At 66.4% G+C, this 18555-nt stretch carries 17 protein-coding genes and 1 tRNA gene; 16 read left to right on the top strand and 2 right to left on the bottom strand.

Annotation, left to right across the window (positions count from 1 at the left end; translation table 11 throughout):
• Nucleotides 1-7: 7 nt before the first annotated feature.
• Nucleotides 8-715 carry a fumarylacetoacetate hydrolase family protein gene (locus GV368_RS08565; protein WP_169116229.1) on the bottom strand — a complete coding sequence of 236 codons (708 nt, stop codon included), beginning with the start codon at nucleotides 713-715 and terminating at the stop codon, nucleotides 8-10.
• Nucleotides 716-814: 99 nt separating this feature from the next.
• Between GV368_RS08565 and GV368_RS08570 the strand changes: the two genes are divergently transcribed.
• The 14 genes from GV368_RS08570 to GV368_RS08635 all read left to right on the top strand — a co-directional run bounded on the left by GV368_RS08570 (nucleotide 815) and on the right by GV368_RS08635 (nucleotide 12931).
• Nucleotides 815-1240 (top strand): Fur family transcriptional regulator, encoded by a 426-nt coding sequence (locus GV368_RS08570; protein WP_169116230.1) that lies wholly within the window; start codon nucleotides 815-817, stop codon nucleotides 1238-1240.
• A gap of 97 nt (nucleotides 1241-1337) precedes the next feature.
• Nucleotides 1338-2111 carry a metal ABC transporter ATP-binding protein gene (locus GV368_RS08575; protein ID WP_169116231.1) on the top strand — a complete coding sequence of 258 codons (774 nt, stop codon included), beginning with the start codon at nucleotides 1338-1340 and terminating at the stop codon, nucleotides 2109-2111.
• Nucleotides 2108-2980 (top strand): metal ABC transporter permease, encoded by an 873-nt coding sequence (locus GV368_RS08580; RefSeq protein WP_142804776.1) that lies wholly within the window; start codon nucleotides 2108-2110, stop codon nucleotides 2978-2980. Before GV368_RS08575 ends, GV368_RS08580 begins: the two co-directional genes overlap by 4 nt.
• A gap of 21 nt (nucleotides 2981-3001) precedes the next feature.
• Complete coding sequence (locus GV368_RS08585; RefSeq protein ID WP_169116232.1) at nucleotides 3002-3988, top strand: metal ABC transporter solute-binding protein, Zn/Mn family; 987 nt, start codon at nucleotides 3002-3004, stop codon at nucleotides 3986-3988.
• Nucleotides 3989-4112: 124 nt separating this feature from the next.
• The gene (locus tag GV368_RS08590; protein ID WP_169116233.1) at nucleotides 4113-5831 is read left to right on the top strand and encodes a tetratricopeptide repeat protein; all 1719 of its coding nucleotides are present in this window, start codon (nucleotides 4113-4115) and stop codon (nucleotides 5829-5831) included.
• Between the two features lie 221 nt (nucleotides 5832-6052).
• The gene (locus tag GV368_RS08595) at nucleotides 6053-6592 is read left to right on the top strand and encodes an outer membrane lipoprotein LolB (RefSeq protein WP_169116234.1); all 540 of its coding nucleotides are present in this window, start codon (nucleotides 6053-6055) and stop codon (nucleotides 6590-6592) included.
• Nucleotides 6589-7431 (top strand): 4-(cytidine 5'-diphospho)-2-C-methyl-D-erythritol kinase, encoded by an 843-nt coding sequence (gene ispE / locus GV368_RS08600; RefSeq protein WP_169116235.1) that lies wholly within the window; start codon nucleotides 6589-6591, stop codon nucleotides 7429-7431. Before GV368_RS08595 ends, ispE begins: the two co-directional genes overlap by 4 nt.
• A gap of 22 nt (nucleotides 7432-7453) precedes the next feature.
• Nucleotides 7454-7530, top strand: a tRNA-Gln gene (locus tag GV368_RS08605).
• Between the two features lie 87 nt (nucleotides 7531-7617).
• Nucleotides 7618-8568 (top strand): ribose-phosphate pyrophosphokinase, encoded by a 951-nt coding sequence (locus tag GV368_RS08610; protein WP_169116236.1) that lies wholly within the window; start codon nucleotides 7618-7620, stop codon nucleotides 8566-8568.
• A gap of 90 nt (nucleotides 8569-8658) precedes the next feature.
• On the top strand, nucleotides 8659-9264 hold the full coding sequence (locus GV368_RS08615; RefSeq protein WP_169116237.1) for a 50S ribosomal protein L25/general stress protein Ctc: 606 nt from the start codon (nucleotides 8659-8661) through the stop codon (nucleotides 9262-9264).
• 20 nt (nucleotides 9265-9284) lie between these two features.
• The gene (gene pth, locus GV368_RS08620) at nucleotides 9285-9908 is read left to right on the top strand and encodes an aminoacyl-tRNA hydrolase (protein WP_169116238.1); all 624 of its coding nucleotides are present in this window, start codon (nucleotides 9285-9287) and stop codon (nucleotides 9906-9908) included.
• Entirely contained in the window at nucleotides 9905-10996 is a 1092-nt protein-coding gene (gene ychF, locus GV368_RS08625; protein ID WP_169116239.1) for a redox-regulated ATPase YchF, read from the top strand. Before pth ends, ychF begins: the two co-directional genes overlap by 4 nt.
• Nucleotides 10997-11459: 463 nt before the next feature.
• The gene (locus tag GV368_RS08630) at nucleotides 11460-12221 is read left to right on the top strand and encodes an SIR2 family NAD-dependent protein deacylase (protein ID WP_169116240.1); all 762 of its coding nucleotides are present in this window, start codon (nucleotides 11460-11462) and stop codon (nucleotides 12219-12221) included.
• Nucleotides 12222-12349: 128 nt separating this feature from the next.
• A complete protein-coding gene (locus GV368_RS08635; protein WP_169116241.1) occupies nucleotides 12350-12931 on the top strand; it encodes an RT0821/Lpp0805 family surface protein in 582 nt (193 codons plus the stop codon).
• A gap of 13 nt (nucleotides 12932-12944) precedes the next feature.
• On the opposite strand, the gene GV368_RS08640 is transcribed toward GV368_RS08635, so the two are convergent.
• Complete coding sequence (locus GV368_RS08640; RefSeq protein ID WP_169116242.1) at nucleotides 12945-13856, bottom strand: alpha/beta fold hydrolase; 912 nt, start codon at nucleotides 13854-13856, stop codon at nucleotides 12945-12947.
• A gap of 65 nt (nucleotides 13857-13921) precedes the next feature.
• Here GV368_RS08640 and gluQRS point away from each other — a divergent pair, with 65 nt between their 5' ends.
• Both gluQRS and putA read left to right on the top strand, forming a co-directional pair.
• Nucleotides 13922-14839 carry a tRNA glutamyl-Q(34) synthetase GluQRS gene (gluQRS, locus tag GV368_RS08645; protein ID WP_169116243.1) on the top strand — a complete coding sequence of 306 codons (918 nt, stop codon included), beginning with the start codon at nucleotides 13922-13924 and terminating at the stop codon, nucleotides 14837-14839.
• Between the two features lie 32 nt (nucleotides 14840-14871).
• A complete protein-coding gene (gene putA, locus GV368_RS08650) occupies nucleotides 14872-18510 on the top strand; it encodes a bifunctional proline dehydrogenase/L-glutamate gamma-semialdehyde dehydrogenase PutA (protein WP_169116244.1) in 3639 nt (1212 codons plus the stop codon).
• Nucleotides 18511-18555 lie beyond the last annotated feature (45 nt).

The following is an 18555-nucleotide window of genomic DNA, read 5'->3' on the forward strand; positions in this document are numbered from 1 at the left end:
CGCCGCCTCAAGCCGCCTCGCCCACCACGAAAGCGAGCTCGCCCACGCCTTCCACCCAGGCTCGGATGCGCTCGCCCGGGCGCACCGGCCCCACGCCGGCGGGCGTTCCCGTGAGGATCAGATCACCCGCTGCGAGCCGCCAATAGCGCGAGATCTCGGCGATCACTGCTGGTACGTCGTAGATCATCTGTGCGAGGTCGCCGCGCTGGCGCGGCGCACCGTCGATCTCGAGGCCGATCTGCCCGCCGCGCAGCACTTCGCCCGCTTTCGGCAGGATCACGGAGATCGGCAGCGAGGCATCGAACCCCTTGGCCACGTCCCAAGGCCGACCTTTGGCTTTCGCCTCCGCCTGCAGGTCACGCCGCGTCATGTCGAGCCCCACGGCATAGCCGTAGATCGCCTCTGCCGCCTCCTCGAAGGAGAGTTCCCGGCCTCCGGCGCGCAGCGCCACCACCAGTTCGACCTCGTGGTGCACCTCGTGGGTGGCCGGCGGATAGGGCCAGCGCGCGTCGGCATCGCCGGGGTGCCAGACGGCATCGGCCGGTTTCATGAAGAAGAACGGCGACTCGCGACTCGGATCACCCCCCATCTCGCGCGCGTGTTCGGCGTAATTGCGCCCCACGCAGAAGATGCGGCGCACGGGGAAGAGCCCCCCGCAGCCCACCGGAACCACCGGCCGGGAAGGAACGGGGATCACGAATTCTTCAGGGGACATGCTCGACTCCTCGTCTTGAACGTTCAGCGCGATTCTACGCTGCCTTGACGCCGGTTAAAAATGCAATAAAATGGCAAAAAGACCCGAACGAAACCCGCCATGACCGATCCAGATCTTTCCCGGCGCATCCGCGATGCCGGCGGCCGCGTGACCACGGCGCGCCTGGCCGTATTGCGCTGTCTGGCGGACGCCGACGAGCCGCTCACGCCCGATGAGGTATTGGAGTACCTCGGCCGGAATTCCGATCACGTCCCCGATCGGGTCACCATCTATCGCGCGATCGACTGGCTCGCCATCCACGGTCTGGTACGGCGGCTGGCGACGGTAGGGCGCGCCGCCCGCTACGAGCCGGTCGAGGATCGGGAAGCGCATGCCCATTTCCAGTGCCGCCGCTGCGCTCAGACGCGCTGCCTGCCCGCACCCACACCGCCGCTGCCGCCGCTGCCGCCGGGGTATGCGGCCGAACGCATCGAGCTGGTGATCCACGGCCTGTGCGCCGCCTGCCGCGCCGGAGATACCCCATGAGCGTACGATCCTTGTGGACGTTGGGTATCCTCGGTCGCCTCGGCCTGGCGACGCTGCCCCTGGGGCTCATCTGGCTGCTCTACGTCTGGGGTACCCGATGAATAGCCCGGGCATCGTCCTGCACGATCTCACCGCCGGCTACGGCCGCCATCCGGCCATCCATCACCTGCATGCAACGATCCCCTGCGGCGCGCTACTCGCCGTGGCCGGGCCCAACGGTGCCGGCAAGTCGACGCTGCTCAAAGTGCTCGCCGGCGAGCTCAAGCCCATGACGGGCCGCGTCGGTCTGCCGCCCGAGTACCGGCAACAACTCGCCTACCTCACGCAGCAGCCGACGTGGTCCCTGGATTTTCCCGTCGACGTCCACGACGCGGTAGCCATGGGCTGCTGGCCTTGGCTCGGTCCTTGGCGCGCCCTCAATGAAGCGGCACACCGTCGGGTGGCGGAAGCCATTGCGGCGGTCAAATTGCAAGGATTCGAGCATCGACCGCTCCAATCGCTCTCCGGCGGCCAATTGCAGCGGGTGCGCTTTGCCCAGATCATCGTGCAGGATGCCCGGCTCATCCTGCTCGACGAACCGTTCAACGCACTCGATGAGTCCACCGAAGAAGAATTCCTCGCCCTCATCCGTCGCTGGCACGACGAAGGGCGCACCGTGATCGCCGTGCTACACGATCTCGAGCGGGTGCGTCGCTACTTCCCTCTAACCCTATTGCTCGCGCGCGAGCTCGTCGCCTTCGGCCCCACCGAAGCGGTGCTGAGCGCCGAGCACCTCGAACGCGCCCGACACCATGCGGAAGCCTTCGACGAGCATGCCGCCCCTTGTCCCCTGCCCGCGGACGAGGAAAAAGACGAGGTGGTCCACCAATGACCTTGCCCCAGCTCCTCACCCCCTTTGCCGACTATGATTTCATGCGCCGGGCGCTCGCCGGCGCCCTGATGCTCACGCTGGGCGCCACTCCCGTGGGCGTCTTCCTCATGCTGCGCCGCATGAGCCTCATGGCCGATGCCATGAGCCACGCGGTTCTTCCGGGCGTAGCCGCCGCCTACTTTTTCTCCGGCCTATCCCTGGGCGCGATGACGCTCGGCGGCCTGGCCGCAGGCGTGCTCGTGGCGATCGCCACGGGCTGGGCGGCACGCCACTCGGTACTCTTCGAAGACACCGCCATGGGGACGTTCCAGATCCTGTCGCTCACCGCCGGCATCCTGCTCATGACGGCGCACGGCCGCCCTGTGGACGTGCTGCAGCTGCTCTTCGGCTCCATCCTCGCCATCGACCGCGACACGCTCACCCTCATCGCCCTGGTCGCTTCCGCCACGCTGGTGCTGCTCGCCCTGGGCTGGCGCATCCTCGTACTCGAATGTTTCGACGCCCCTTTCCTGCGCCGTCATAGCCCGCGCCTGTCGGCGCTGGCGCACTACGGATTCCTCGTCCTGGTGGTACTCAACCTCGTGGCCGCCTTCCATGCCATCGGCACCCTGCTGGCGATCAGCGTGCTGATCCTGCCTGCTGCCACCGCCCGCCTGTGGGTCAACGGCCTGGGGAAAGCGCTCGTGCTCGCCGCCGGCTGCGGCGCCCTGGGCAGTTACCTCGGGCTCGTCGCGTCGTTTCGCTGGGACCTCCCCGCCGGTCCGGCCATCGCACTCGCACTCGCGCTGCCCTATCTCGTCTCGCTCTTGCTCGCCCCGCACGGCTTTCTACGCCGGCGCCATCCGCGCAAACGCCACCTCGAAAACTGAACCGATCGGAGTTCCCCCATCATGCTTACTGCCCGCCGCCGCATCCTCCTTGCACTTGCCGCCGCGCCGCTGCTCGGGCTGCGCGCCCCCAAAGTCCAGGCGAGTTCCCCTCTGCCCGTCGTCGCCACTTTTTCCATCGCTGCCGACTGGATACGCCAAGTGGGCGGCGATCGCGTACAGGTCACCTCCCTGATCGGCCCGGATGCCGATGCGCACGGCTACCAACCCAAACCCTCGGACACGCGCGTCATCAAGGAAGCCGCCCTCGTCGTCGGCATCGATTTGGGGTTCGACGACTGGGTCGAGCGGCTCGCCCGTAGCGCGGGCAAGAAAAACGACTTGCTACTGCTCGGCAAAATCTTGCTCGCCGAAAAGGCCCTCCTGTCCGCCGTCGCCTTACACGACGGTCACGACCACCACGACCGTCATGATGCGCACGACCATAAAGGCGATCACCCCGCGCATGGGGAGTTCGACCCCCATTTCTGGCAGGACCCACGCCTCGTGGCCCAGGCGATGCCGCCGCTGGCCGAAGCGCTCGCCCAGCGCGATCCCGCGCACGCCGACCACTACCGGCAACGCGCCACCGAGTATGCGCACATGCTCGAATCGCTGTGGCGTAAATGGAGCGAACGCTTTGCCGCCCTTCCCCCCGACGCACGCCGCGCCTACACCAATCACGACGCCTTCCGTTACCTCGCCCGGGCCTACGGCCTTGAACTCATCGGCATCCAGGGTGTCGTACCGCACGGCGAGCTCAGCGCCAAGGCACTTGCCGCGCTCGCCGATCGCGCACGACGCGAGGGCATTCGCGTCGCCTTCCTAGAGAACGTCGCCGATCCCCGCCTCGTCGAGCAACTACGCCGCGAATCGGGGCTCACCGTGGGCGGACGTCTCTATTCGGATGCCCTCAGCGGGCCCACCGGCCCCGCCCCCACCTACCTCGACCTGGTCGAAGTCAACGCCCGTACACTCCATGAGGCGCTCGCGGCGTCGACAGCCCGCTGAACGACGCCGGGAGCGCGGATCGGCCATTTCTGCGCTATCCTATGGAAAACGTCGACCGGGAGAGGAAGTGGCGTCATGGTCGCGCGCCCTTTCCTCGATCCGGCCTTCCTCTCATCGAGATGCCATGAACCGTCGCTTTGGCCGTATTCTCCTGTCGCTGGGCCTGTCCACGGCCTGTGCCTGCGCGCTCGCCCAATCGCCCCACCCCCCCGCGGGCACTGCCCCCCCCATCGTGTCATCCGCCGAAGGATTGGACGGCGAAACCCTCTATTGGACGCTCATCGGCGAGATCGCACTGAGGCAACAAGAATTCGGCAGCGCAGCGCAAGCCTTTCTGCTTGCCGCACAACACGCACGCGCTCCGGAACTCGCTCGCCGGGCTGCCGAGATCGCCGCCATCACCCGCCAAAACGAAATGCTCAACCGCGCCCTCACCCTATGGCGCCAAGTGGAACCGAACGCCGAGACCATCGAACGATTCGAACGCATGCGGGCCGAGCTCGACGCCCAACGCGAAAAAGCCGTCCTGGCCCAACTGGATGAAATCCTGAGGCGACACCCCGAACAACTCCCGAACAACCTGCTAGGGCTCAACGCCGCCCTCGAAGAGCTCGGCGACCCCGAAATGGCTCGCCGTATCATCGAGCTGGCCACCACGCCCTACCTCGAATACCCCGAAGCGCAACTCGCCCGTGCCGAAGCCGCACGCCGTGCCAACGACCTCCTCACGGCACGCATTGCAGCCGAACATGCGCTCTCGCTACGTCCCGACTGGGATCTCGCGCTGGCGCTTTGGGCCGAAATCCTCGGCGAACTCGGCGAGACCGATACGGCAATCGCCCGCCTCGAAACCTACCTCCGAGAGTACCCTTACGCCCGAGTCGTACGTTTCACCCTGGCCAAGCACCTCGCCGTGACCCCCGGCCGGGAAGAAGAATCCTTACGACACCTCGAAATACTGCTGGCGAATGCCCCTGACGATGCGCAATTGCTCCAGGCCGTGGCATTGATGGCCGAACGCACCGGCCACCTCGACCGCGCCATCTCCGCCCTCGAGCACGTCATTTCCAAAGGCGGAGACAACGTCGATTTTCTGCGCCTCCAACTCGCGCAACTCTACCTTACCGCCAAGCAGCCACGTCGCGCTGAATCCGTATTGCGCCAAATCACCCACCCCGCCCTCGAAGACCAAAGCAAGCGCCTGCTCGCACACGCACTCGCCAAACAAGGCAAGATCGACGCCGCCTTCGAAACGCTCGACCAGACGAGGATCGTACTCGACCCGACAACGGAGGTCCTGCTCAAGAGTCGCTTGCTACAAGATGCCGACCGTTTGGAAGACGCCCGTCGCTGGGTCGACGAAGCAATCGCCGAGCTCGGCGACGAACCCGATCTGCTCTATGAATATGCCATGATCCTGGAACGGCTCGGGAGACACGAATCCGCCGAAGGATACTTGCGCAAACTCATCGCGCTATACCCCGACCATGCCCATGGCCTCAATGCCCTGGGCTATCTACTCGCCGATGCCAACCGCGACCTCGACGAAGCCGAACGCCTGCTCACCCGTGCGCTCGAGCTCGCTCCCAACGATCCGTACATCCTCGACAGCGTCGGCTGGCTACGCTATCGCCAGGGACGGCTCGAAGAAGCGCTTTCCCTGCTGCAAAACGCCTACCGACGCCAGTACGACCCCGAGATCGCCGCCCATTTGGTCGAAGTCCTCACCGTCCTCGGGCGACACGAAGAAGCCCAAGCCCTGCTCAAACAAGCGACTGCACGCTCACCCGATGCCGAGCCGCTACAACGCGTGCGGCGCTGGCTCGAGCAACGGAACCGATGATCCCTCGTGAAAAATTCGTCGGCAGCAAAATCCTCGCCAGGCGTCCCCTGTACTGCAACGATCTATCTTGCAGCTGCCGCAAAAGCCCCTCGAGATCGGCTGCAAGGGTAGACAGCCGAAGCACAGGCTGTGAGCCACATCACCTCGATGGGCAAACGTCCGAGCATCGGAGAACGCCGCCATGCAGCCATCGTGCTTGGTTCATCGCCTACCTACTCCCCTTGCTGCTCCTGCTCGTCGGCGGCTGCGCCACTTCCCCGGTCGACACCCCTTCTGCGACCACACCGACGCAAGTCCCATATCGCGAAACGTTTCGCCTCGGCGGCCGCTTGCTCGCCGAAGATGACCAACAGCGTTTTGCGACCTCCTTCTCCTGGGACCACGCCCCCAAACGCAGCACGCTCACTCTGCTCTCCCCCACCGGACAAACTTTGGCGATCCTGACACTCGAAGCCAGCGTAGCCACCCTGCGCACACCCGATGGCGAACGCCAGGAAACCGACGCCGCTGCGCTCCTCGAACCACTCCTCGGATTCGCCCCGCCCCCACTGTCCGCCCTCACCGCCTGGATCCAAGGCCATCCCGGGCCTACGCCCGACCGGATCGAACGCGACCCGACGGGCAGACTCCAGCGCGTCTGGCATTCCGGCTGGATCGTCACGTTCGACTCCTGGCAAGACGCCCGCCCCCGGCGCCTGACGATCGAGCGCGGCGCCGCACGGTTGGTCCTGCTCCTCGACACCTGGAACCCCGAATCATGAGCGCGCGGCTCAGCGGCTGTCCGGCCCCGGCCAAGCTCAACACCTTCCTGCACGTCGTCGGTCGGCGTGAAGACGGCTACCACCTGCTGCAATCGCACTTTCGCCTCATCGATTGGAGCGACACCCTCGACTTCGTGCGCCGCGACGACGGACGCATCCGCCGCACGCACGAGCTCCCCGGCGTACCGGAATCGGCCGATCTCACCCTGCGGGCCGCCCATCTGCTCCAGTCGCGTCTCGGCACCCCTTACGGAGTCGACATCACTCTGCACAAAGTCCTGCCCACGGGCGCAGGCCTGGGCGGCGGCAGTTCGGATGCCGCCACCACCCTGATCGCCCTCAACCGCCTCTGGAACGGCGGGCTTTCCCGGGCCCAGCTCATGGAACTCGGCCTGCAGCTCGGCGCCGACGTCCCCTTCTTCCTCTTCGGCGAAGACGCCTTCGTCGAGGGCATTGGCGAGCGTCTCACCCCTTACCCTGGCCCCGAGCGCTGGTTCGTATTCTTGTGGCCAGGCATCCACGTCCCCACGGCCCAGGTTTTTGCCTCGCCCCGCTTGACAAGGAATACCCCCATTGGCACAATAGCGTCTCTCGCAGCGACGCCTCTGCGAAACGATCTCGAACCAGTAGTAAGAGAGCTGTTTCCGGAAGTCGATGCGGCGCTCGAATGGCTCGCCCGGCATGCCGGAATGGCCAGGATGAGCGGATCGGGCAGTTGCGTGTTCGCCGAATTCGCGGAGCCCTCCGAGGCCGAGCGCATCGCCGCCGAAGTGCCTTCGGGCTGGCAGGCGAAGGTCGTGCGAACCCTGCATCGCCATCCACTCCATGATTGGATCTGAGCGCCGCTGCGAACCGGTTACTTGGGGAGTCGCCAAGCTGGTCAAGGCACCGGATTTTGATTCCGGCATTCGAGGGTTCGAATCCTTCCTCCCCAGCCAACACGACGGGCAGGCAAGCATCGCCTGCCCGTTTCGACTTTCACGGGTCTGGTCCCGTGAAGACGGACTCGGGTGCGGAGAATACGCATGCCTCGCGGCAGCATGATGGTTTTCACCGGCAACGCCAACCCCAAGCTCGCACAAGACGTCGTGCGGCGCCTGGGAATCCCGCTGGGAGCGGCCACGGTCGGCCGTTTCTCCGACGGAGAAATCAACGTCGAGATCCTGGAAAACGTCCGCGGTCAGGACGTCTTCATCCTACAGCCCACCTGCGCCCCGACCAACGACAACCTGATGGAGCTCATCGTGCTGGTCGATGCGCTCAAGCGCGCCTCGGCCTGGCGCATCACCGCGGCCCTGCCCTACTTCGGCTATGCGCGACAAGACCGCCGCCCCCGCTCCGCCCGGGTGCCCATCACCGCCAAGGTCGTGGCCAACATGCTCCAGGCCGTGGGCGTGCAGCGCGTGCTCACCATGGATCTCCACGCCGACCAGATCCAAGGATTCTTCGACATCCCGGTGGACAACATCTACGCCACGCCGGTACTGCTCGACGACCTCGAAAAACAGCGTTACGAGAACCTCATGGTCGTCTCGCCCGACGTCGGCGGCGTGGTGCGCGCCCGCGCGTTTGCCAAGCGCCTCGACTGCGACCTCGCGATCATCGACAAGCGCCGCCCCAAGGCCAACGTCTCCGAGGTCATGAACATCATCGGCGAAGTCAAGGGGCGCACCTGCGTCATCATGGACGACATCGTCGATACCGCCGGCACCCTGTGCAAGGCTGCCCAAGCGCTCAAGGAAAATGGTGCCACGCGCGTGCTCGCCTACTGTACCCATCCCGTGCTCTCCGGCACGGCGGTCGCCCGTATCCAGGATTCCGAACTCGACGAACTCGTGGTCACCGACACCATCCCGCTGCGTGACGATGCTCGCACCTGTCCCAAGATTCGCCAGATTTCCGTCGGCGCCTTGCTCGCCGACACTTTGCTGCGCATCAGCAACGAAGAGTCGGTAAGCTCACTTTTCAGCGAATGAACCTACCCTAAATTTTCCCGGCGCAAAAGTGCCGGGATTTTTCGCCGCCTGGTCGCGGGCGGCACCCAGCAACCGTAAGGAGAAACTTCGATGCAAATCACCGTGAAAGCCAGCCGGAGAACCGAGCAGGGATCGCGTGCGAGCCGCCGCCTGCGTCGTGCCGGCCGCGTGCCCGGAATCGTCTATGGTGGCGACAAGGCCCCCCAACCGATCACCCTCGATCACAACGAGCTCTACCACCAGCTCAACAACGAGGCCTTCCACGCCTCGATCCTGACGCTCGAGATTGACGGCGAGCGCGAGAGCGTCCTGCTGCGCGATACCCAATGGCACGCCTACAAACCGCTCGTGCTACACGTCGATTTCCAGCGCGTCTCGGCCGACGAGAAGATTCACCTCAACGTGCCGCTGCACTTCATCGGCGGTGAGAACAGCCCCGCCGTCAAGCTCGGCGGCTGCATCATCAGCCACGTACTCACCGAAATCGAGGTACGCTGCCTGCCCAAGGATCTGCCCGAATACATCACCGTCGACCTCTCCAATATGCAGCCCGAACAATCCTTGCACCTGTCGCAGCTCGAACTCCCCCCCGGCGTCGAAGCCGTACACCACGGCGAAGGCGATCCGGTCGTGGCCACGGCGCTCAAGGTGCGGGGCGAAAGTGGGCCTGAGGGCGGCGAAACCACCGAAAGCTGAATGAGGCAGACAACCCGGCGATGACGCGACTCCCTACCGCCTCACCGCGCCTCGTGGTCGGCCTCGGCAACCCCGGGGCCGAATATGCCCAAACCCGGCACAACGCCGGGTTTTGGTTTTGTGAGCGGCTCGCCGAGCGGCTCGGCATCCCACTCGCCCCCGAGAGTCGATTTCACGGCCTCGTCGGCCGCACGGGTGAGCTGCGGCTGTTGCTGCCCACCACCTACATGAACCGCAGCGGGCTGGCGGTGGGAACGCTCGCGCGCTTCTTTCGCATCGAACCCGAAGCGATCCTCGTGGTCCATGATGAGTTAGACCTCCCCCCCGGGCAGGTGCGCCTCAAGTTCGGCGGCAGCCACGCCGGCCACAACGGCCTCAAGGACATCCAGGCCGCACTCGGCACCGACCATTTCTGGCGTTTGCGCCTGGGGATCGGTCATCCGGGGCAACGCGACGCGGTGATCCACTACGTACTCAAGCCCCCCCGCGCCGAAGAGCGCGAGGCGATCGAGGAGGCCATCGAGCGCGCGCTCGCCGCCTGGCCCGACATCGCCGCCGGGCAGTGGGAACGCGCCATGGGGCGCATCAACGCCAAACCCAAACCGCCCAAAAGCGGCCCAACGGACAAGGAAGTAAAGTCATGAGTCTGCGCTGTGGCATCGTCGGACTACCCAACGTCGGCAAATCCACCCTCTTCAACGCGCTTACCAAAGCGGGGATCGAAGCGGCCAACTACCCCTTCTGTACCATCGAACCCAACGTGGGGGTGGTCGAAGTCCCCGACCCGCGCCTGGCCGAACTCGCCCGCATCGTACAGCCCCAGCGCATCGTCCCGGCCATCGTCGAATTCGTCGACATCGCCGGACTGGTGGCCGGCGCGAGCAAGGGCGAGGGGCTGGGCAACCAGTTTCTCGCCAACATTCGCGAGACCGACGCCATCGTGCACGTCGTGCGTTGTTTCGAGGATCCCAACGTGGTGCATGTCGCCGGCGGTGTCGATCCCTTGCGCGACATCGAGGTGATCGACACCGAGCTCGCGCTCGCCGATCTCGCCACGGTGGAAAAGGCGCTCACCCGCTGGCGAAAACCGGCACAGGCCGGGGACAAGGACGCCAAGGCGCTGGTGGCCGTGCTCGAACGCGCCTACGCCCAGCTCGACGCCGGCAAACCGGTGCGCGCGCTCGCGCTCGGCAAAGAAGAGCGGGCACTCCTCAAACCCCTCTTTCTGCTCACCGCCAAGCCCGTGCTCTATGCCGCGAACGTGAGCGAGAACGGTTTCGCCGACAACCCCCTGCTCGAAGCCGTACGCGAACACGCCGCCGCCGAAGGGGCCGAAGTCGTCCCCATCTGCGCCGCGATCGAGGCCGAGATCGCCGAGCTCGACGACGAGGACAAACAGGCTTTCCTCGCCGAGATGGGGCTGGAGGAACCGGGCCTGAACCGGCTCATTCGCGCCGCCTACCGGCTCCTGGGTTTGCAGACCTACTTCACCGCCGGCGTCAAGGAAGTACGCGCCTGGACCATTCCCGTCGGCGCCACCGCGCCGCAGGCCGCCGGCGTCATCCACACCGACTTCGAGCGCGGCTTCATCCGCGCCCAAACCATCGCCTACGAGGACTTCATCCATTACGGAGGCGAACACGGCGCCAAAGAGGCCGGCAAGATGCGCGCCGAGGGCAAGGAGTACGTGGTGCAGGACGGCGACGTGATCCACTTCCTGTTCAACGTCTGAGCGCGGCGCCAGGCGCCAGGCACCATCAAGCCTTTCCCTACGGGGTGACTGGGCCCTGCTGTTCGTCGTCATCCTCCGGGGGCCAACTGGCCCATCATGAAGTACGGGCTGCAGTACATCCCGCCGATCGCCTTCGCTGCGGCATGCATGGTGCTCGGTGCCGCCATCCTCGCCGCCGTGGCCGCCTGGCGCGGCCAGTTGAAGTGACCGCACCGTGACGACTGGCCGGTGGTGCTCGGCGTGGGTCTGCTGCAGATGGCCGCTTTCAGCGCCCTGGTCAACGTCGGTTTGCAGTACGTTTCCGCCGCTCGTTCGACCATCCTCGCCTATACCACGCCGCTGTGGGTGCTGCCAGGCTGCGCTCGACGATGTCTTGCGCCATCGCCGCGGGCGCGCGAACCGCGGTTGATCTTTTCGGTCCGAGGATCCATCCAGAATCATCGTTCGCAAGGAAACGATCGTCATGACCGAAACGCATATCCTGGAAGAAATCGCCGAATTGCTCGCGGCATCCCGCCGGCCGCTCTTCATTACCGGGGCCGGTATCTCGGCAGCCTCCGGATTGCCCACCTACCGCGGCACGGGCGGGCTCTATGCCGACGGAGTCAACGAGGAAGGATTGCCTTACGAAGAAGTGCTGTCCGGGCACATGCTGCAGGCAAGGCCGGAACTCACTTGGCGCGAGCTTGCGCGCATGGCCTGCCGGCTCGCGCACGCACGTGCCAACGCCGCGCACCGCGCCATTGCGGAAGTGCCGCACGCGGTGGTACTCACGCAGAACGTCGACGGCTTGCACCTCGAGGCGGGTAGCCGCAAAGTCATCGAAATCCACGGCAACTTGCGCGAACTTCATTGCACCACCTGCACCCACACCCGTCCGGCAGGGGATTGGGAGCGCTTACCGATTCCACCGCTCTGTCCCCAGTGCGGCGCGGTGCTGCGTCCCGGGGTCGTGCTCTTTGGTGAGCCCCTTCCCCGATTGGCCGTGGAATGGCTTGAAGAAGAGCTTGCACGCGGTTTCGATCTCGTCTTCAGCATCGGCACCACCAGCCTCTTTCCCTACATCGCCGAACCGGTGGCGCTCGCCGCCAGCGCCGGCGTACCCACGGTGGAAATCAACCCGGAACGAACCGCCGTCTCGCATCTCGTCGATTACCGCCTGCGCGGCGACGCGGCCGCGCTCCTGCCACGGATCGTGGCCGGAGCGGGGGCGCGGGGGGGATAAATCCGAAGATCGCGAGAGCCTCTGCTGCCAACCCCGCATATCGACCGTCCGTCTTAAGAAACTGAATGACCAAAGACAAGCGATAATCCTCGCTCCATCTGGCCACGTCATTCTGCAGGAGTTTCCCGATGAAACGCCGCCTTTCCCGCAGTCTCCTGATCACCGCCGCAGCCGCCTTTCTATCCGCTACGATGCTCACCCCTGCTTCCGCCGATCCACCCCCTTGGGCACCGGCCCACGGTTGGCGCAAACAGCACGATCCCCTTTACCTAGGGTACTCGGGGAAAAAATGGGGCAACGATTTCGGCATCTACGCCGGCCGCTGCAATCGCGAGGCGCTCGGTGCCGCGCTTGGCGGAATGGCCGGCGCCGCCGTGGGTAGCCAAATCGGCGATGGTAGCGGTCGGGTGGTGGCGATCATCCTCGGCAGCGTACTCGGGGCCGTGCTCGGCGCCGAACTGGGACGCCAGATGGACGAAGAGGATCGGGCCTGTTTCGGGCACACGCTGGAGCTCGGCAAACGGGGACAGACCGTGACCTGGCGCAGCCCTCATGGCATCGCCTATGCCGTAACCCCGCTGGATGAATTCGTCCGCGATGGGCGCAAGTGCCGTCATTACGAGACGGTGATCACCCGCGACGGGCACAAGGAAAAAGTCCGCGGCAAGGCGTGCGCCGTGGGCGAAGGACGCTGGGAAGTCGTCGACTGAACCGCCGAGGGCGTCAGCTCGGAATGCGCACCATCCGGGCGATGAACTCCCCCAACGCCTGCGCCACGGCCTGCGGCTGTTCGTGGTGCATCATGTGTCCCGCTTCGGCGATCGACCGTCCCTCCCAGTGGCGAAAACACGCCTTGCGCTCCTCCCAGTCGGCAGCGAGCCGACGAGGGAATTCCGATTCTTCGCCCCATAGCCACAGGCAAGGCGCAGTGACGGCGCGCCAGCAGGACTTGGCTTCCTCCAGACGATAGGGGATGGGATTGAGGATCTTGTGCCGCGGATCGGCGCGAAAAGCAAGTCGTCCCTCCGGCGTTTGCCGCAGCCAGGAGGCCGCCACGAAGCGCGCCCGATCGAGCGGCAGACGAGGGTGCCGTCGGCATAGGCGCTGTGCGAATTCCTCGATCGATTCCGGGGCGTTCAAGGCCGGTGGCGCTGCGAGCTGGTCGAGCCAGCTGCGATAACGCTGCGGCGCTTCTTCGGGGCGATGTTCCGGCAGACCAAAGCCTTCCAGCAGGGCGAGCGCGCTCACGCGTTCCGGGCGAATGCCGGCATAGAGTCCGGCAACGTTGCCCCCCATGCTGTGCCCGACCAGCACCACGTCTTTCCCGGGCGCGAGCGCATCGAGCAGCGCCTCCAGATCCGCCAGATAGTCCGGAAACCAGTATCCGTGGGCACACCAGGCGCTGTCGCCGAAGCCGCGCCAGTCGGGAGCGATCAGGCGGTAGGGTAGCGCCTGATCGAGCAGCGCATCGACCACGAACTGCCAGGTGGCGCCGCTGTCCATCCAGCCGTGCAAAAGGAACACGGGCAGTCCTGCCTCCGGGCCCCATTCGCGCACGCACGATTCCAGCCCCCGCAGCGGCAACTGCCGGATGTGCGGCGTGTGTCGCGGCCGGTATGTAACGGGTTTCTCCATTTTCGTCTCCTTTGGTCCGTAGTAGGATGGGGTTTGCCATTTTTTCACTCTCGTTGCCAGATCGCATGACGAACCCTGTCGCCTCTGCATCCGTCGTCGGTCGTTTCGCTCCTTCCCCCACCGGGCGGCTGCACTTCGGCTCGCTGCTGGCGGCGCTCGCGAGCCATTGCGATGCAAGATCGCGCGGCGGGCGCTGGCTCGTGCGCATCGACGATCTCGACGCGGCGCGCGTCGTCCCCGGGATGGATGCCGATATTCTGCGCACGCTCGAAGCCTACGGTTTTGCCTGGGACGGCGAAGTCGCCTACCAGAGCCGAAATCTGGTGCACTACGAGGCCGCGTTCGCGAAGTTGCGCGAGAGCGCTTGGCTCTATCCTTGCGGCTGCAGTCGCAAGGACCTGGCCGAGGCGCCGCGGGCGATCGATGGCAGCACGCTCTACCCCGGTACCTGCCGCGAGGGGTTGCCGCCGGGCAAAGCGGCGCGAGCCTGGCGTTTCCGTGCCGAAGGAACGGTAACCTTCGACGATCGCATCCAGGGGCGCGTCGTCGAGGATCTGCCGCGCGAGGTGGGCGACTTCGTCGTCAAGCGCGCCGACGGCGTCTTCGCCTACCAGCTCGCGGTGGTGATCGACGATGCGCTCGGCGGCGTGACCGACGTGGTGCGCGGCGCCGACCTGCTCGGTTCCACCGCGCGCCAAATCGCCCTGCACCGTGCGCTGGAGCTGCCGGTGCCGCGCTACGCACATCTGCCGGTGGCCGTCGACGCGCACGGCGACAAACTCTCGAAGCAGACGCTCGCCCGCCCGTTGGAGGCCGCCGAGGCGAGCGCGCGCATCGCACAGGCGCTCGACTTTCTCGGCCATGCGCCGCCGGCGGAACTGCGCGGCGCCCCGCCCGCCGAACTCCTCGCCTGGGCGGTGGCGCACTGGGACATCGGCAAGGTGCCCACGATCCGCCAATACTACCATCCAGATACTTTATAATCATCACATCCCTTGATCCTGCGGGAGACGCCATGAGCTTCACTCCCCGCTCCGCGGCCCCCGCGGACCCCCGGCGCGACATCATCGCGCTTGCCACCCGGCCACCCGAACCGGACTGTGTACCGACCCGAATCGACGAGGCTACCTTGCCTGCCGAACTCTCGCCGCGCATCGAAGGTTTGGTCACCGAGCTCGCTCGGGCGTTGCGCGAGCGCCAGCGCAAGCAGGGGGGCGTGGCCGCGCTGATGGCCGAATTCAGCCTCTCCAGCCGCGAAGGCGTGGCGCTCATGTGCCTGGCCGAGGCGCTGTTGCGCATCCCCGACGTCGCCACACGCGATGCGCTCATCCGCGACAAGCTCGCCCGCGGACAATGGCGCGAGCATCTAGGCCGCAGCCGTTCGATCTTCGTGAACGCCGCCGCCTGGGGCCTGGTCGTCACCGGCAAGCTCGTCGCCCTCGCCGAGGACAAGGCGCTTTCCTCCGCGCTCACGCGCCTGCTCGCGCGCGGTGGTGAGCCCCTGGTGCGCAAAGGGCTGGACGTGGCCATGCGCCTGCTGGGCGAGACCTTCGTCACCGGCCGCACGATCGAAGAAGCGCTCGAGCGCGTGCAGCCGCTCGAACAGAAAGGATTTCGTTACTCCTTCGACATGTTGGGCGAAGCGGCGATGACGGCGCAGGACGCCGCGCGTTATCTGGCCGACTACGAACACGCCATCCACGCCATCGGCCGGCGCGATGCCGGACGCGGCGTGGTCGACGGCAACGGCATCTCGGTGAAACTGAGCGCCCTGCACCCGCGCTATCACTGGTCGCAGCCCGATCGCGTGCTCGCCGAATTGCTGCCGCGCCTGCTGCAGCTGTGCCACCTCGCCAAGCGCTACGACATTGGACTCAACCTCGATGCCGAGGAAGCCGACCGGCTCGAACTTTCGCTCGACCTGCTGGAGGCGGCGCTCGCCGACCCCGAGCTCGCCGGCTGGGACGGACTCGGATTCGTCGTGCAGGTGTACCAGAAACGCGCCCCTTTCGTCATCGACTGGCTCGTGGCCCGGGCCCGGGCGCGAGAACGCCGGCTGATGATCCGCCTCGTCAAGGGCGCCTACTGGGACAGCGAAATCAAGCGCGCCCAGGTCGACGGGCTCACCGGCTATCCCGTCTATACCCGCAAAGTCTACACCGACGTCTCCTATCTCGCCTGCGCCAAGCGGCTGCTCGCCGCGCGCGACGTGATCTATCCCCAATTCGCCACCCACAACGCGCACACGCTCGCGGCGATCTTTCACCTGGCCGGCGAGCGCTGGCAGCCCGGCGACTATGAATTCCAGTGCCTGCACGGCATGGGCGAGCCGCTCTACGAGTCGCTCGTCGGCCACCCCGAGCGCCACCGCCAGGTGCGCATCTACGCCCCGGTGGGCAGCCACGAGACGCTGCTGCCCTACCTCGTGCGCCGTCTGCTGGAAAACGGCGCCAACACCAGTTTCGTCAACCGCATCGCCGCCGACGTGCCGCTGGAAACGCTGCTCGCCGACCCGGTGGCGCGCGCACGGACGCTCGGCGGCGCGCCCCACCCCAACATCCCCCTGCCGCCCGAACTCTTCGCGCCGCAGCGGCGCAATTCGCTGGGACTGGACCTCGCCGATCGCCCCACCCAGCGCCGACTCGCGGCCCGCATCGCCGCCGACGGTACGATCCGGCGCACGGCCACCCCGCTCGTGGGCGGAATGGCGTGCGAGGGAGCCGTCAGGCTGCCCTGCCGCAACCCGGCCGATACCGCCGATGTGCTCGGCGAGGCGATCGAGGCCGACGAGGCGGCGATCGCGCAAGCGCTGGAGATCGCCGCCCGTGCTCGCTGGAGCGAGACCCCGCCGCAAGCGCGCGCACTGCGGCTCGAGGCAGCCGCCGACGCGCTCGAAGCCCATGCCGACGCGCTCTTGGCGCTCATCGTGCGCGAAGCCGGCAAGACCTGGGCCGACGCCGTGGGCGAGATCCGCGAGGCGGTCGATTTCTGCCGCTATTACGCCGCCGAGGTCCGCCGCCTCGCCGCCGAAGACTCCGATCTTCGACCTTTGGGGCCGGTGGTGTGCATCAGCCCGTGGAATTTCCCCTTGTCGATCTTCGTCGGCCAGATCGCGGCGGCGCTCGCGGCGGGCAACGCCGTGCTCGCCAAACCGGCCGAACAAACGCCGCTCACCGCTTTTGAGGCCGTGCGTCTCCTGCACGAAGCGGGCATCCCCGGCGAAGCCCTGCAACTCCTGCCTGGTCGCGGCGAGACGGTGGGCGCGCGCCTCGTGGCCGATCCCCGCGTGCGGGGGGTGATGTTCACCGGCTCCACCGCCGTGGCGCGTGCCATCCAGCGCACGCTGGCCGCGCGTGAGGAGGAAGTCCCGCTCATCGCCGAGACCGGCGGTCTCAATGCGATGATCGTCGACTCGAGCGCCCTCACCGAGCAGGTGGTGGCCGACGCGATCACTTCCGCTTTCGACTCGGCCGGACAACGCTGTTCGGCCCTGCGCGTGCTCTGTCTGCAAGAGGAGATTGCCGATAAGACCCTGACCATGCTGCTCGGGGCCTTGCGCGAGCTACGCTTGGGCGATCCGCGAGATCTGCGCACCGACGTCGGCCCCGTGATCGACGCCGAAGCCCAAGCCGCCCTCGAAGCGCACGTCGAACGCATGGCGCGTGCCGGTCATCGCGTCCATCGGCTGGATCCTCCGACAGGATGCGCCACCGGCACCTTCGTCGCCCCGACCGTGATCGAGATCGACCGCATCGAATCCATCGGAGGCGAACGTTTCGGCCCCATCCTGCACGTGAAACGTTTTCGTGCCGAGGCGCTCGACGCTCTGCTCGAGGAGATCGATGCCACGGGCTACGGGCTGACGATGGGCATCCACAGCCGCATCGACGGCACCGTGGAGTTCATCGCCCAACGCGCCCACGTCGGCAACCTCTACGTCAATCGCACCATCATCGGTGCCGCGGTAGGCGTGCAGCCCTTCGGCGGCGAGGGGCTCTCCGGCACGGGCCCCAAAGCCGGAGGACCGCTCTATCTGTTGCGGCTACTCGCGCACGCGCCCGAGCCGCGCTTTCCTCAGGCACGGCTCCTGCACGAGCCTCCCGATCTGCCCCCCCTGCGCGACTGGTTGGAAAGGCAGGGCGAAGCGCTCTTCGGCCCGGCAGCCAAGCAGCGGCTGCTCACGACGCTCGAGGCTTGGCGCGAACGCTCGCTCGTTGGCAAGGAATTGCGCTTGCCCGGCCCAACCGGCGAGGAGAATCGCCTGCGATTCCTGCCGCGTCGCCTCGTCGGCGGTTTCGCCACCACGCTCGAAGGCTACGCCGAACAGATCGTGACGGCGCTTGCCAACGATGCCTCCATCGTGCTCCCCCGAACGCCGGAGACCGAGCGCATCCGGCAGAGTCTGCCCGAGTCCTTGCAGGCACGCTGCCGCTCGAGCGAAGATCTGCTCGCCGAACCCATCGACTTGCTGCTCTTCTCGGGCGAGGCCGCCCTCGCCGTCCTGTGGCGAACCCGGCTTGCCGAGCGCCCGGGGCCGATCGTGCCTTTGCTCACCCCGCCCTACCGTGCCGAGCGGCTGATCCACGAGCGCAGCCTCAGCATCAACACGGCCGCCGTGGGCGGGAACACGAGCCTCATGACGCTGGAGGATTGAGGCGCACCCCTTTCAAGGTTTTTTATTCCTCCATCGAGGAAATTG

Origin of the sequence: Tepidiphilus baoligensis (assembly GCF_012911495.1) — a bacterium.
GTDB lineage: Bacteria > Pseudomonadota > Gammaproteobacteria > Burkholderiales > Rhodocyclaceae > Tepidiphilus > Tepidiphilus olei.